Source organism: Pragia fontium, from assembly GCF_900638655.1.
GTDB lineage: Bacteria > Pseudomonadota > Gammaproteobacteria > Enterobacterales > Enterobacteriaceae > Pragia > Pragia fontium.
Window position 1 is genome coordinate 1,645,381 of sequence record NZ_LR134531.1, and the last position, 15,963, is coordinate 1,661,343.

The window sequence follows — 15,963 nt, forward strand, 5'->3', positions numbered from 1 at the left end:
TCAGAATGTTGCCGAAGGAAGGCCAAAGGTAGCATGCGTAGCAAGGATGTTGCAGAAAATTGCGGAAAAAATAGGTTTATAAGGGGCTTTGGCTATAAAGCCCCTTACTCGAGCGCAATACTAACGCTCTAATCGATGTTCCTCGAACTGACCCAACAACGAACTAATAAACTCTAACCGCTTTAGCCTATCGCTTAAATCAACGTTGAACTTCAACTTCGTCGGGCCATCAAGGCGATAGCGTTGTGGTTGCTTTTGCAGCAGGCCAATCAAATAACTTGGATTAACGTTATTATTTTCGCTGAACTCAATAAATCCGCCTTTCTTATTCCCCTCAATACGCTTAATGCCTAGTTTCTTGGCGCGTTGGCGCATTAAAGCGGACTGAAGCAGATTGCGGGTTGCATCCGGTAGCAAACCGAAGCGATCGATCAGTTCGATTTTCAGTTCGTCCAACTCATCTTCCGTTGAGGCGCTGGCAATACGTTTATAGAATGACAGGCGGGTATTGACGTCTGGCATATAGTCATCAGGTAGCAGGGCAGGAACGCGTAGTTCCACCTCAGTTTGGTTGACGGTGAGATCTTCCAGCGATGGCTCCCGACCTTCTTTTAAAGCATCGACGGCACTTTCCAGCATCTCCATATACAGAGAGAAACCGATGGTGGTGATTTGACCACTTTGATCTTCACCCAATAGCTCCCCGGCACCGCGAATTTCCAGATCGTGAGTTGCTAACGCAAAACCAGCACCCAAATCCTCTAGTGAGGCAACGGCTTCCAGACGCTTAACGGCATCGGTGGTCATGGCCTTCGGATGAGGGGTAAGCAAATAGGCATAGGCTTGGTGATGAGAGCGCCCAACCCGCCCACGTAACTGATGCAATTGCGCTAAACCGAAACGGTCAGCACGTTCCATAATGATGGTATTGGCATTGGGAATATCAATACCGGTTTCGATAATGGTGGTACAGACCAGCACGTTGAAACGCTGATGGTGGAAGTCAGACATCACCCGCTCAAGATCGCGTTCATGCATCTGACCATGACCAATAGTAATCCGTGCTTCCGGTACCAAATTAGTGAGATGCTCCGCGGCCTTATTGATATTGGCAACGTCGTTATAAAGATAATAAACCTGCCCACCGCGCAACACTTCACGCAAAATAGCCTCGCGAATAATCAGATCGTCATACTCGCGTACAAAGGTTTTTACCGCTAAACGGCGCGCGGGTGGCGTAGCAATAATCGATAAATCACGCATGCCGCTCATCGCCATATTCAGCGTACGCGGAATCGGTGTGGCGGTTAAGGTCAGAATATCGACGTTGGCACGCATGGCTTTGATTCGCTCTTTCTGGCGAACGCCAAATCGGTGCTCTTCATCAACAATCAGCAGACCCAAGTCTTTCCAATGGAGATCGCTTTGCAATAGCTTATGGGTACCAATCAGAATATCGATTTTGCCTTCTACTGCGGCTTGCAGAATCTGTTGCTGTTCTTTAGCGGTACGGAAGCGCGACATCACTTCAATACGGATTGGCCAATTGGCAAAACGATCGCGGAAGTTATCATAGTGCTGTTGTGCAAGTAGGGTGGTGGGTACCAGAATGGCAACTTGCTTGGCGTTGATCACCGCTAAAAATGCCGCTCGCATAGCCACTTCCGTTTTACCAAAGCCCACATCGCCACACACCAGTCGGTCCATGGCATTGGGGCGGCACATATCACCGAGAACCGCACCAATGGCGTTAGTTTGATCGAATGTCGGCTCATAAGGGAAGGCTTCGCAGAACTGTTGGTACTGTTCTTTATCCTGCTTAAAGGCAAATCCCGGCTTGGCTTCGCGGCGGGCATAAATATCCAGCAGTTCTGCCGCCACATCGCGCACTTTTTCTGCCGCTTTTTGACGGGCCTTGCTCCAGGCTTCACCACCCAATTTATGTAATGGGGCGTTCTCTTCGGCACCGCCGGAATAACGGCTGATCAGGTGCAAAGAAGAAACCGGAACATACAGCTTATCTTCACCGGCATAGGTCAGGATCAGATATTCAGCTTTGATACCACCGGCTTCTAAAGTAGTTAAACCAACGTAGCGGCCTACGCCGTGTTCCAGATGGACCACCGGTTGACCGGGGCGAAGCTCCGCCAGATTGCGAATCAAGGTATCGGTATTGATCGCGCGCCGATTATCCTGTCGACGAGTAACGACACGTTCTCCTAGCAGGTCGCTCTCACAAATAACCGCTGTCTGGTTTTCATTGTCCAAAAAACCATGTTCGCAGGCGCCAACCATCAAGTATGAGCCAGGTTCTTGCGCCTGATCCAACTCGTCAATCAATGATGGTTTTAATTTGATGCGTGTCAGCAATTCTTGCAGGGTTTCACGACGGCCTTCACTTTCCACCGAGAAAACCACGCGACCGCTGAAGCTTTCTAAAAAGCGTCGTAGATTATCCAGCGGCGATTTGTGCTGATGCTGTACTGAAACATCTGGTAGTGGTTGATAATCCAGATTCAGACTACCGCCTTTCTTGGCGACGCTATCGCTGCTTAATTGAATGCGAGGCCACTGCTTTAATTCAGCAAATAACTGATCGACGCGTAGCCACAGGCTTTCTGGCAGCAGCAGCGGACGCATGGGATCAACGCGGCGATTTTCAAAACGCTGGGAGGCATCGAGCCAAAAACGATCTGCGGCACTTTCAATATTGCCCAGACTGACCAGTAGCGTATTTTGCGGCAAATAGCTAAATAGCGCGGGAAGAGGCTGACTGAAAAACAGCGGTTGCCAATATTCAATACCTGCAGGCCAGATTTCCTTAGAAACCTGCTGATAGATGTGTTCCGCGTCACGGCGAACCTCAAACTGCTCGCGCCACTGGCTACGGAATAGTTCAATGGCGTTTTTATCCGTTGGAAACTCATGGGCTGGCAACAGATTAATATGGTCAACTTCGTTTAGGGTTCGTTGGCTGTCAACGTCAAACAGACGAATACTGTCAATTTCATCATCGAAGAAATCCAGACGATAAGGTTCATTGCTCCCCATCGGGAACAGATCCAGCAGGGCACCTCGGGTAGCAAACTCCCCGTGCTCCAACACTTGATCGACGGAACGATATCCAGCCTGTTCTAACTGTGCTCGCAGGTTATCCCGCGATAAGCGATCGCCTTTTTTAGCTACCAGCGCATGGCCCATCAGGAAAGCGTGGGGACAGACTTTCTGCATCAGGGTATTGACCGGCAGAATCATCACCCCATCCTGCATCTGCGGTAGTTGATACAGGCTTGATAAACGCGAGGAAACAATCTCCTGATGAGGTGAGAAACTGTCATAAGGCAGCGTTTCCCAGTCCGGTAAAGCGGTCACGGTTTTGTGGGTAAACTGGCGTAGCTCATCGTTGATGCGCAAGGCTTGCTGCATATCAGAAGCAATAAGCAAGACGGGCCCATTGTGCCGATTAATAATCTCAGCGCTGATAACCGTAATCGATGAACCATATAAATGACCTATCTGGCGTAGATCACCCGGGCGTTCTGGTAAGGTAAAACGATGTTGAAGGGACATGCTGTATATAAAGTCTCTTTAAATTAGACGAGTCATAAAACCCGCTGAGATCCGCTGGCTGGCGCAATCCCATTCCAATCTGAATCAAATTGTGTAACGCTACGCGCCTAACGCGCAGGCTAGATTGCTATATATTAATCTAATCTGCGGGTGGTTGTCCGGTGAAATAGATTTAAATCTGCGTTATCTGTCCGATAACGGGGATTTTTCCGTCATACTATCAGTGATAAAATGCAGCCCGGAAAAAATATGGTGGGATAAGCGTTTAGTGGTTCCATAAAGTAGAACCAGCCTTTATCATTCCCGGGCAATTTGGTTGTCATTGTAGAGAGTTAGGGTTATCCGATGATGATAGTCTGGCAACGACAAGACGATTTTCTTACTGGCCGAGTCACTTACTGTCTGTTGGCAGCAAGCGTCCATAAAAAGAGTAAACAGAGCTAAATGTATCAGCCCGTTGCGTTATATATTGGCCTGCGCTACATGCGTGGGCGAGCATCAGACCGGTTTAGCCAGTTTGTTTCATGGCTGTCGACGATTGGTATTATTCTCGGTGTCATGGCATTAGTGACCGTTTTATCGGTGATGAATGGCTTTGAACAAGAGCAAGAAAAAAATACGCTTGGGTTAATGCCTCATGCGTTGGTGACAACCAAGCAAGGCAATCTCAATCCGCAGGAACATCCTGCCTCCCAACTTAAATCCTTGTCCGGCGTTAGTCGTATTGAACCGCTCACTACCGGCGATGTGATTTTGCAAAGCGTCAAAGGGTTGTCCGTTGGCGTTATGCTGGGGATTAATCAAGAAGATAACGAACCGCTAGCCGGTGATGTTTATGGTGCCAGCGTTGCTCAGCTAGAGCCCGGCAGCTATCGGGTTATTTTGGGCGAAAAACTGGCTGAGAAGCTGGGTATCCGATTAGGTGAACAGGTTCGTTTGATGGTGACCGGAGCAAGTCAATTTACGCCGATGGGACGAATTCCCAGTCAGCGACTGTTTACGGTTATTGGCACCTTTGCTGCCGGTAGCGAAGTGGATGCCACTCAGCTGTTGGTAAACCAGCAAGATGCCTCACGTTTAATGCGTTATCCCATCGGAAATATCAGCGGCTGGCGTCTGTATCTACAAAAACCGTTAAATATCGTCTCGGTAAGCGAACAAGCGCTACCGGATGGGCTGGTGATGAAAGACTGGCGTGAACGTAAAGGTGAATTGTTTCAGGCCGTTCGGATGGAGAAAAATATGATGGGGCTGTTGATTGGCCTGATCATTGCCGTTGCGGCGTTTAATATCGTCACCTCTTTGAGCCTGTTGGTGATGGAGAAACAGGGGGAAGTGGCGATTTTAAAAACCCTGGGTCTGAAGCGTCACCAGATTATGTACATATTTATCGTTCAGGGAGCCAGTGCCGGAATTATTGGCGCTTTGCTGGGCTCGGGGCTGGGTATTGCTCTATCAAGTAATTTGAATGCTCTGATGCCGTTTATTGGTCAATCGCTGTCCGGTGTTGCTTTGCCGGTGGTGATTGATTATTCCCAGGTGATGACGATTGCGCTGTTCTCGATGGGACTGGCGCTGCTTTCTACGCTTTATCCTTCCTGGCGGGCCGCCGCCGTTCAACCCGCAGAGGCGTTACGCTATGAATAATTCTTTGTTACTGCAATGTGTAGATCTTTGCAAAACCTATCAGGAAGGTAAGTTAAAAACTGAAGTCTTGAAAAATGTGTCTTTTTCGATGATGCCGGGTGAGTTAATGGCGATTGTTGGTAGCTCTGGCTCAGGTAAAAGTACCTTACTGCATTTGTTGGGTGGACTGGATGCACCTACTTCCGGCGATGTCATTTTTAAACAACGTTCTCTTAGCTCGATGACTTCCTCTGCCAAAGCTGAGCTGCGTAATACTCAGCTGGGATTTATCTATCAGTTTCACCATTTGCTACCGGATTTTACCGCGCTAGAGAATGTCGCTATGCCGCTAATGATTGGTCATATTAAACCGTCAGAGGCTGAAGATAGAGCCCGTGCCATGCTTGCTGCGGTTGGCTTGGAGAAAAGGGCGGTTCATCGTCCGTCAGAGCTGTCCGGTGGTGAGCGTCAGCGTGTGGCTATCGCCAGAGCGTTGGTGAATAATCCGGCCTTGGTGTTGGCGGATGAACCAACAGGAAACTTGGATCAGCGTACCGCTGACAGTATTTTCGAACTTTTAGGTGATTTAAACCGCAAGCAAGGAACCGCATTTCTGGTGGTTACCCATGACTTGAAATTGGCTCGTCGTCTCGATCGTCAGCTTGAAATGCGCGATGGCCATTTGAATCAGCAGTCGATGATGCTGGAGGCTGAATAATGTCTGCTGTGCCACTGTCATTAAAGATAGCGCTACGCTTTAGCCGCGGGCGCCGCCGTAGTGGTATGGTTTCACTGATCTCCATTCTTTCTACTATTGGTATCGCCTTAGGCGTGGCGGTATTGATTATTGGTTTGAGTGCAATGAATGGGTTTGAGCGTGAGTTAAAAAATCGCATTCTGGCCGTGGTACCACACGGTGAAGTGGAGCCTGTTGATCAGCCCTTTAATGATTGGCCCATTGCCCAAAAACGCATTGAACAGGCTGAGGGGGTTGCCGCTGCCGCACCCTATATTCTCTTTACCGGCTTAGTGGAAAGCGGTACCCAGTTACGGGCCATTCAGGTCAGAGGCGTTCAACCTCAGGATGAAGAAAAGCTCAGCGCCTTACCCCAGTTTGTATTGGATAACGCTTGGCAGCAATTTAAAGCCGGTGAACAGCAGCTGATTTTAGGTAAAGGCATTGCCGACGAGCTAAATGTGAAGCAGGGTGATTGGGTCACGGTGATGATTCCTAACAATGACCCAAGCGGTGAGATGAAGATCGGCCAGCCTTTGCGCATCCGACTGCACGTTACCGGTATTTTACAGCTCAGCGGTATGCTCGATCATAGCTATGGTATGGTGCCTCTAAGCGATGCTCAACAATATTTGGATATGGGTGATAGCGTCACTGGTATTGCGTTTAAAGCAAAAGACCCCTTTGTTGCCAATATTGTCTCGAAGAATGCCGTTGAGGCCAGTGGTAAATACTCGTACTACCGCAGTTGGATTTCCTCCTATGGCTATATGTACCGTGATATTCAGTTAGTGCGCAGTATCATGTATCTGGCCATGATTCTGGTGATTGGTGTAGCCTGTTTTAATATCGTTTCCACTCTGGTGATGGCGGTTAAAGATAAGAGCGCTGATATCGCAGTGCTGAGAACGTTAGGCGCTAAAGACCGATTAATTCGTTCAGTATTTATCTGGTATGGTCTGATGGCCGGCTTGGTGGGCAGTATTTGCGGTGTTGTGGTCGGTGTGGTTGTCTCTTTACAGCTGACTCATATTATCAAAATGATTGAGAATTTGATTGGACACCATTTCCTTTCCGGTGGGGTCTATTTTATTGATTTTCTACCGTCAGAGCTTCATGCATTAGATGTGATCATTGTGCTAGTAACATCCATTATATTGAGCCTGGTAGCCAGTTGGTATCCGGCAAGGCGCGCCAGCCGCATTGATCCTGCTCGAGTACTTAGCGGCCAATAATGGTCACTCCAGCCGTAGCAGGCTAGTCGTTCTGAAAAGGAAGGGGTATGTACTACGGTTTTGATATGGGAGGCACCAAGATTGAGTTTGGTGCTTTCGATGCGCAACATCGCCGTTTGATGCAAAAACGGGTACCTACGCCGCGTGATGATTATCAGGCTTTGCTAAAGGTACTCACGCAACTGACGCTCGAGGCGGATATCGCATTAGGGTGTGAAGGCAAAGTGGGTATCGGTATTCCCGGTATGCCAGATAGAAACACCGGCGAATTATTTACCGCAAACGTTCCTGCATCGATGGGGAAGCCCTTAGCTGCCGATCTTGAGCGCTGCATTGCTCGCCCGGTGCGTATTGATAATGATGCGAATTGCTTTGCCCTTTCAGAAGCCTGGGATGGTGAGTTCCGGCAGTATTCCAACGTGCTGGGCATTATTCTGGGAACCGGTGTGGGAGGGGGAATTGTTATCGATGGTAAAATATTTTCCGGAAATAACTACATTGCCGGTGAGTTTGGTCACCTGAGATTACCGGTAGACGCACTGGAAGTACTGGGCAGGGATATTCCACGGGTTCACTGTGGGTGCGGCCATAATGGCTGTATGGAGAACTATATTTCCGGTCGCGGATTTGAGTGGCTATATCAGCAATTTTTCGGTGACAGATTAGAAGCTCAACGAATTATTGAACATTATCGTAGCGGTGAGTCAAAAGCGGTAACCCATGTGACGCGTTTTATTGATTTGTTGGCGATTTGTCTGGCCAATATTTTTACCGTTCTCGATCCTCATTTAGTGGTATTTGGCGGTGGATTATCTAACTTTGATGAGATGTATCCGCTATTACCTGAACGTATTAAACCCCATTTGCTGAATGTCGCAAAAGTTCCACGTATCGAAAAAGCCCGTTGGGGTGATTCCGGTGGTGTTCGTGGTGCTGCATTTCTCAATTTAGTGGATTAGATTCTGGACCATAAAAGGAGCTTCCAGTTATGCGAGTTCATCGCCGCTTGTTTCGTACCAAAGTGAAGCATGTACGCCACCAACGTCAACGTATGCGATATTTACACAGTATTTTATCTTCAGCCTGCGATGAAGTGAAAGCCAGCCATAATCCATCGGTGGTGGTATTAACCGGGGCCGGTATTTCTGCTGAATCCGGTATTCGTACTTTCCGCGCCTCTGATGGGCTATGGGAAGATCATCGAATTGAAGATGTGGCTACTCCGGAAGGCTTTGAGGCTAATCCTGAGCTGGTACAGGCGTTCTATAATGCCCGCCGCCGTCAGTTAATCAGCCCGGAGATTTTGCCAAATGATGCCCATAAAGCATTGGCGAAACTGGAGGATTTGTTAGGAAACAAGTTCTTATTGGTGACCCAGAATGTGGATAATTTGCATGAGCGAGCAGGCAATATGCGGGTTATTCATATGCACGGGGAACTGTTGAAGATTCGCTGTACGCGCTCCGGTAAAGTGGCCGAATGGAAAGGGGATCTCTCGGTTAACGAGCGTTGCTATTGTTGTGAACCTCCTCAGCCAATGCGTCCTCATATCGTTTGGTTTGGTGAAATGCCGCTTGAGATGGATAAAATTAGTCAGGCTATTGCTGAAGCCGATTATTTTATTGCCATTGGCACATCCGGGCATGTTTATCCCGCTGCGGGTTTTGTACGTAGTGCTCGCTTGTATGGTGCTCATACTGTGGAACTTAACCTTGAACCTAGTCAGGTAGCCAACAGCTTTGAAGAAAAACACTGTGGTTTGGCCAGTCAGGTGGTGCCTGAATATATCCAGCAAACTTTTTTAGATGTTATTTCGAAGGACTGCTGTAAAAAAGCGTAAGTAAGGCAATCCGTTACCTGAGGTTATTGTGATTAGGTAACGGATTCAAATTAATAGTATCAAACAATATTATTACCGTAATAACTATTTCAAATTTTCTTAACTAGATGATTGCTAGTGAGCTTTTATTGATTTAAACGCAGATGTTATGATATTTTTATTCTATAAGGTAACTTTTTGAAGTTATTTTACTTATAATTAAACACGCTTTCGTTGTTTTTTTGTATTTCAGGGACAATATATTAGGGATATTCAATGCTGCTATCTTCACGGAGCTTGCTGGCTTTTTCTGTCAGTAGTGCTCTCATATCTGGTACATGTCTTTATTCTCATCAAGTCCAGTCGGCTGACAATTTACTCATTATAAATAGCAACATAGAAGAATGGATTAAGGATCTTTCCTATTTATCCAGCATAGATAATCAGTCCGCAGTTGTTGTTGATGGTAATGGAACTTATGCAAATCTGGCTCAGGTCAATGCATCAACCACTGGCTCTAATGCATCTGCTATTTTGATTTCTAATAATGCTTATCTGACGAATAAAGGCGCTAATACTAAAATATTAACCAGCGGCGTAAACAGTCATGGCATTTCTGCAATAGACTCTGGTTATTTTAACGTTGTTGAATTAACGATTAAAACCACGGGTTCAGGTTCTGATGCACTAAGAATTCAGGCGAGTAAGGGTAATTTCGTTCAAAATCTAAAGGTCCGCACGGATAATATTAATTCAAACGGTGCTTATCTGATTGGTCATGATAGCGCGGAAACTTCGCTATATATTAACCAGAGCCAAATCGATACCTTGGGAGACGGCAGTGCTGGCGTTCGTATGAGGTCGCTTAACGCCAGTGAAAAAGTTTTCCTGTATATGGATGGGCAAACGAACATCACTACCGCTGGTGAGAAGAGCGAAGGGATTAATGCAGTTGGCGCTGGAACCTCAGGTTGGATTGCCGGTGGTGATAACGATCGCTTAACCATTCAGACTTCCGGTAATACTTCTAGTGGAGTTTTTGTTGGTTCTGGGGCCAATCTGACCATTCATAATATGAATGTGTTGACAACAGGAACCTTGTCTAACGGCATTCAGGTCAGTGGTAGCGGTTCGAGTCTAAATATCAAGGACAGTGAAGTTAAAGCTAAAGGCAGTCGCTCGTTTGGTATTATTGCTCATGATGGCGGTAAGCTTGTTGGTGATAACTTATCGATTACCGCTGACGATACCCACGGGGTTAAGTCTTGGAATAGTGGTGATATCTCAATCAAAAACAGCACCATCAAGGCAGCCAATAAAGGCTTATTCTCTGAAGTGACTCTGGATAATAAAACTTCCCTACTTGATGCCCAAGATATGGTCATTGATGCGGATTCCCATGGTGTGATGGCATCTGCTTCATCGACGTTGTCCCAGGCCCATAATACGCGGGCAACGGTCACGCTCAGCGGAACAAATCAAATTCGTTCACAAGACAGCACATTGTTTGCGCGTTTGGGCGGTAATATTTTGGCTGATATTCAAGGTGGCTTGCTAAATACGGGCTCGATTAGCGGTGCGTCAACATTACATGCACAAGGCGGCGTCATTGATGCATTGTTGGATGGAACAACGGTGATGAATCAGGGGATGCTGATAACATCGGTTGTTGACCAATACGCTAACGCTGGTGAAGTTTCCCTAACGGCGAAAAATCTGGCTATGAGTGGGGATGTGCTGGCTGATGTTCAGAGTATCGCTAATTTATCGCTGGAAAATGCTAGTTGGACTGGCCGAGTGACGAATGGAACGACATTTTCAGTTGATGCCAGCAGCCAGTGGAATGTCTCCGGGAATTCTGATGTTGCTTCATTGGCTCATAGCGGTAACATTCGCTTTATTTCACCGACGGTAAATGACTTTAAGACTTTGACAGTGCAGGGTGACTATCAGGGAAATGACGGTACTTTGACCATTAACACCATTATCAATGATGACCTTTCTCCAACGGATAAGTTAATTGTTGAAGGCAATACTCAGGGAATGACCAACTTACACGTCAATTCTGTCGCGGGTTCTGGCGGCCTAACCAGCAATGGTATTGAAGTGGTTCGTGTTGCTGGTTCATCAGATGGCCGATTTGTTCTGGTTAATCGGGTCAGTGCCGGCGGCTATGAATATTTACTGCATCAGGGCGGTGCGGTTAGCGGAAATGATGGTAACTGGTATTTACGTTCAGAATTACCTAAAGAGCTAAATCCAGATCCTAAGCCAACCCCCACACCAAACCCAGACGCTAATTCTGGAGCAGGCGCGAAGCCTGAACTTATATCCCCAGAAGTAGGTGCTTATGCCACTAACGTCGCTTTAAGCAATACTCTATTTATGCATAGCTTGCACGATCGTTTGGGCGAGCCTCAGTTTACCGAACGTCTGAAGGGGCAGATGGCTAACCCAACCTCCATGTGGTTACGTGTGGTTGGGGCGCGTGAAAAAGGGCGGGTGGCTGATTCACTGCGAACCCATACCAAGAGTGCCTTGGTACATTTGGGGGGAGATATCGCCCAGTGGAGCGCTAATGGTCAGGACCGTTTACATTTAGGCGTGATGGGCGGCTATGCGGATGCGAAAACTAAGGTGCGTTCCGGGCGGCTTGGTTATCTGGCGGAAGGTAACGTTCACGGCTATAGCGCCGGTATGTATGCCACCTGGTATGCAAATGAACAGGATGGAACCGGTTTATATACCGATAGTTGGATTACCTATAGCTGGTTTGATAATCAGGTCAAAGGCGAGAAAATGCGTGATGAAAATTACGATTCATCGGGTATTTCAGCTTCACTGGAATCCGGATATACCTATAAAACCTATCAGGGGAAAAATAAGAGCGTATTTATTCAACCTAAAGCTCAATTGGTATGGTTGGGCGTCAAAGCAGATGACCATAGCGATGCATCAGGCAATCGTATTGTTCAGGATAATAATGGTAACCTGATGAGTAAGTTAGGGATGAGAGTGTTTATGCAGGGGATTTCGCCGGCAAATCGTCAACAAACATTCCAGCCGTTTGCCGAAGTTAGTTGGATCCACAATACCCATCCTTACGGGATAAACTATCAGGGAAATCAGGGACCCTCATTCTCCCAACAGGGAACGCGTAACCTGGGAGAGGTGAAACTAGGATTACAAGGGAGCTTAACCGACAACTTCTCTATTTGGGGGCAGGTTAGCGACCAGATCGGTACGCGTGGTTATCATCGTACTGAAGGTGTGATTGGCGCGAAATACAGCTTCTGATGAATAATCACAGACGGTAAATTAGACCGGGTCGTTTATGGTGAACGACCCGGTTTTTTTATTGATGTAGAACGGCTGTATTTTAATAATGTAAATTCAGTTAGAGCGTAATTTAGGCACGTTTTATGAAACTATTTTTACGTAGGTTTCAGTCCTTTTCTATTCACTGTGCCATTATATCTGCTACAGACATATTCTCATTAGACTCGGTCTATTTATAATTTATTAACTATACTAAATAAATCCAGCATATTTTTGGTTTTATTTGGAAAATGTGTTGTGGAAAATTTTAAATAAAAAACTTCATTGTCCTAGGTTATTTTTATTAGGTGATGAATAAGGGTTAACAAAGAAAGTGTCTAATGATTATAGGGTTATTTGTTTCTTGTGACGCCTGTAATTAGATAATGTGCAGGAATGTTTAATGAAACTATTTTCACGTAACTTGCAGGCTTTTTCTATTGGTAGTGCTCTTATATCTGGTGCATGTATATATTCTTATCCGGTTCAGGCGGATGAGAATGTATTAATTATAAATAGCAATATTGAAGAGTGGATAAATGATGCTGATTATTCATCTAGCACAGCTAACCAGCCGGCAATTTTGGCTGATGGTAATGGTACTACTGCCAACCTCTCTAATGTCAACGCATCAACAACGAGCAACCGAGCATCTGCTATTTTAGTTTCCAATAATTCTTATCTGAAACATAACGGCGAAAATACATTAATATCAACCAGTGGTATCAGGAGTCACGGTATTTATGCCACCAGCGGTGGCTATTTCAATATATCAAACTTGACTATTACAACCACGGGTTCAAGTTCTGACGGATTAAGGTTAGAAGGAAGTGAAGAGAACGTTATTCAATCTGTAATAGTGAAAACGGATGATAATAATTCACAAGGTGTTTACTTATTAGGTAACGGCAGTGGGAGAACTTCGTTAACGATTACAAATAGTGTTATTGATACGGAAGGCCTTAATAGCATTGGTGTTCATCTGCATTCTGCAAGTACCGATGAGAACGTTGATCTGAAGATAGATGGAAAAACGACGATTATTACCGCTAATGAGAAAAGTCATGGTGTCTATGCTTTTGGCGCAGGGATTTTAGGCTCGATCGCAGGTACCGAGAATAATCGTATAGCCATCAATACTGCTGGTTTAGACTCTCGCGGTATGTTTATTACCTCAGGCGCTAATTTTACCATCAATAATCTGGATTTGCTGACCACCGGGCGAGCATCCAACGGAATACAGGTTGGTGATGTGGATTCGAGTGTGGATATTGATAACAGCAGCATTACAGTCAAAGGTAATACTTCAATTGGTATTGTTGCTCACGATGGCGGAAAGTTGGTTGGTAGTAAGCTGTCAGTGAGCTCTGATGATACTCATGGAGTAAAGTCTTGGAATGGTGGTGATATTTCAATCAAAGACAGTATGGTTGAGGCTAGGTTCCACGGCTTATTATCCGAGTCTACTGCGGAGAATACGGTTTCGCATTTTAAGGCTGAAAATATCATTATTAACTCAGGTTTGGAGAGTGTAAGAGCGTCAGTGACCAATGAGGCTTTGATTTTAGGGCAAGAAGCCAATATTACGCTTAGCGGTGAGAATACGATAGTTTCAAGAGAAAGAAGTACTCTGTATGCGACTGGGGGTAAGATTACTGCTGATATGAAAGCCGGTTCGTTGGCTGCCGGTTCGGCGGCAGGGGCATCGGTATTTTATGCTCAAGGGGGCGTCATTGACGCATCGCTGGACGGTACAAACATTGTTAATCAAGGGATGCTGGTCACATCGACTATTGATAACGATGGCAGGGCAGGTGACGTTTCCCTAACGGCGAAAAACCTTGCTATGAGCGGAGATATTTTGGCAGATGACCAGAGTACCGTTAATTTATCATTGCAAAATGCTAACTGGACCGGTCAGGCGACTAGCGGCACGCAGTTTTCAGTTGATGCTTCTAGCCAGTGGAATGTTTCCGGTAGTTCAGATGTTGTTTCATTGACCAACAACGGTAATATTCTCTTTAGTTCCCCGACAGCCGATGGCTTTAGAACCTTAACAGCTTATAGCGTTAAGACTTTAACAGTCCATGGTGACTATCAAGGCAATGACGGTACATTAACCATTAACACCATACTTAACGATGATGCTTCTCCAACCGATATGCTGATTGTTGAAGGCAATACTCAGGGTAAGACAAATTTGTACGTCAATCAGATTGCTGGTTCTGGCGCCTTAACCCGTAATGGTATCGAAGTGGTTCGCGTTGGTGGGCTTTCAAATGGTCAATTTATGCTGGTTAATCGGGTCAGTTCTGGTGGTTATGAATATTTACTGCATCAGGGCGGTGCGGTTACCGGAGATGATGGTAACTGGTATTTACGTTCAGAACTGCTAAACCCAAAAAAACCAGAAAGTCCAGATCCAGAAAACCCAGATCCAGAAATAGATTCCAAGCTTAAGCTCATATCGCCAGAAACGGGGGCATACGCCACTAACGTTGCTTTAAGCAATACCTTATTTATGCACAGTTTACATGACCGTCTGGGAGAGCCGCAGTTTACTGAACGCCTGCAAGGAAAAATGAGCACGCCAACCTCCATGTGGCTACGTGTGGTTGGGGCGCGTGAACAAGGGCGAGTGGCGGATTCACTGAGAACTTCTACCAATAGTGCATTGGTGCATTTAGGGGGAGATATCGCTCAGTGGAGCACCAATGGACAGGACCGTTTACATTTAGGCGTGATGGGCGGTTATGCGGATGCAAAAACGAAAGTGCGTTCCGGGCTGCTTGGTTATCAGGCGGAAGGTAATGTTCACGGCTACAGCGTCGGCCTGTATGGCACCTGGTATGCGAATGAACAGGATGGAAGCGGTTTATATACCGACAGTTGGGTAACCTACAGCTGGTTTGATAATCAGGTAAAAGGCGACAAAATGCGTGATGAAAATTACCATTCATCGGGTATTTCAGCCTCACTGGAGTCCGGATATACCTATAAAACCTATCAGGGTAAAAATCACAGTGCGTTTATTCAGCCTAAAGCCCAACTGGCATGGTTGGGCGTCAAAGCAGATGACCATCGTGATGCGCTAGGAAACCGTATCGTTCAGGATCATGATGGTAATCTGATGAGTAAGTTAGGGATGAGAGTGTTTATGCAAGGGACCTCGCCGGCAAATCGTCAACAAACGTTCCAGCCGTTTGTCGAAGCCAGTTGGCTCCACAATACCCATTCCTATGGAATCGGTTACCAAGGAGGCCAAGGGGCAACCTTTTCCCAACAGGGGACGCGTAATCTTGGAGAGCTGAAGCTTGGACTGCAAGGAAGCTTAACCGACAATTTCTCTATATGGAGTCAGGTTAGCGAACAGGTCGGTACTCGCGGTTATCATCGTACTGAGGGTGTGATTGGTATGAAATACAGTTTCTGATAAACAATCACAGACAATAAATCAGGCCGGGTCGTTTATGGAGAATGACTCGGTTTTTTTATTGCCGCTGTTTAGGCCGCTAAAATTTTTCCCAATCTGTATCATGTTTCAGAATAGGATAATGCCAATAATTTTATCATGTTATGCTGAGTATGATAAAAAGAGGTGATAACGTTTTATCGCGTTTTTAATACTCATAGTTAGCAACATCATAAATTCGATGGTT

General features: G+C 46.1%; 8 protein-coding genes. 7 read left to right on the forward strand and 1 reads right to left on the reverse strand.

Annotation, left to right across the window (positions count from 1 at the left end; genetic code table 11):
* Positions 1-120: 120 nt before the first annotated feature.
* A complete protein-coding gene (mfd, locus tag EL341_RS07215) occupies positions 121-3,570 on the reverse strand; it encodes a transcription-repair coupling factor (protein ID WP_126467451.1) in 3,450 nt (1,149 codons plus the stop codon).
* A gap of 444 nt (positions 3,571-4,014) precedes the next feature.
* On the opposite strand from mfd, the gene lolC reads away from it, so the two are divergent.
* From lolC to EL341_RS07250, 7 genes are all read left to right on the forward strand, one after another.
* Positions 4,015-5,217: a lipoprotein-releasing ABC transporter permease subunit LolC gene (lolC, locus tag EL341_RS07220; protein ID WP_047780775.1), complete on the forward strand. Its 1,203-nt coding sequence runs from the start codon at positions 4,015-4,017 to the stop codon at positions 5,215-5,217.
* Positions 5,210-5,914: a lipoprotein-releasing ABC transporter ATP-binding protein LolD gene (gene lolD / locus EL341_RS07225; RefSeq protein WP_126467453.1), complete on the forward strand. Its 705-nt coding sequence runs from the start codon at positions 5,210-5,212 to the stop codon at positions 5,912-5,914. The genes lolC and lolD overlap by 8 nt, the downstream gene beginning before the upstream one ends.
* Complete coding sequence (gene lolE / locus EL341_RS07230; RefSeq protein ID WP_047780777.1) at positions 5,914-7,167, forward strand: lipoprotein-releasing ABC transporter permease subunit LolE; 1,254 nt, start codon at positions 5,914-5,916, stop codon at positions 7,165-7,167. Before lolD ends, lolE begins: the two co-directional genes overlap by 1 nt.
* Positions 7,168-7,214: 47 nt before the next feature.
* A complete protein-coding gene (nagK, locus tag EL341_RS07235) occupies positions 7,215-8,126 on the forward strand; it encodes an N-acetylglucosamine kinase (protein WP_074821258.1) in 912 nt (303 codons plus the stop codon).
* A gap of 29 nt (positions 8,127-8,155) precedes the next feature.
* Positions 8,156-9,007 (forward strand): Sir2 family NAD+-dependent deacetylase, encoded by an 852-nt coding sequence (gene cobB, locus EL341_RS07240; RefSeq protein ID WP_047780779.1) that lies wholly within the window; start codon positions 8,156-8,158, stop codon positions 9,005-9,007.
* A 255-nt stretch (positions 9,008-9,262) separates the two neighbouring features.
* Positions 9,263-12,283: an autotransporter outer membrane beta-barrel domain-containing protein gene (locus tag EL341_RS07245; protein WP_083399635.1), complete on the forward strand. Its 3,021-nt coding sequence runs from the start codon at positions 9,263-9,265 to the stop codon at positions 12,281-12,283.
* Positions 12,284-12,707: 424 nt separating this feature from the next.
* Positions 12,708-15,737, forward strand: a complete 3,030-nt coding sequence (locus EL341_RS07250) for an autotransporter outer membrane beta-barrel domain-containing protein (protein WP_083399636.1) — start codon at positions 12,708-12,710, stop codon at positions 15,735-15,737.
* Positions 15,738-15,963: the final 226 nt, after the last annotated feature.

Bases quoted from the DNA above. Each gene is read 5' to 3' on its own strand.
- mfd (WP_126467451.1), bottom strand. From the start codon at position 3,570: ATGTCCCTTCAACATCGTTTTACCTTACCAGAACGCCCGGGTGATCTA.
- lolC (WP_047780775.1), top strand. From the start codon at position 4,015: ATGTATCAGCCCGTTGCGTTATATATTGGCCTGCGCTACATGCGTGGG.
- lolD (WP_126467453.1), top strand. From the start codon at position 5,210: ATGAATAATTCTTTGTTACTGCAATGTGTAGATCTTTGCAAAACCTAT.
- lolE (WP_047780777.1), top strand. From the start codon at position 5,914: ATGTCTGCTGTGCCACTGTCATTAAAGATAGCGCTACGCTTTAGCCGC.
- nagK (WP_074821258.1), top strand. From the start codon at position 7,215: ATGTACTACGGTTTTGATATGGGAGGCACCAAGATTGAGTTTGGTGCT.
- cobB (WP_047780779.1), top strand. From the start codon at position 8,156: ATGCGAGTTCATCGCCGCTTGTTTCGTACCAAAGTGAAGCATGTACGC.
- EL341_RS07245 (WP_083399635.1), top strand. From the start codon at position 9,263: ATGCTGCTATCTTCACGGAGCTTGCTGGCTTTTTCTGTCAGTAGTGCT.
- EL341_RS07250 (WP_083399636.1), top strand. From the start codon at position 12,708: ATGAAACTATTTTCACGTAACTTGCAGGCTTTTTCTATTGGTAGTGCT.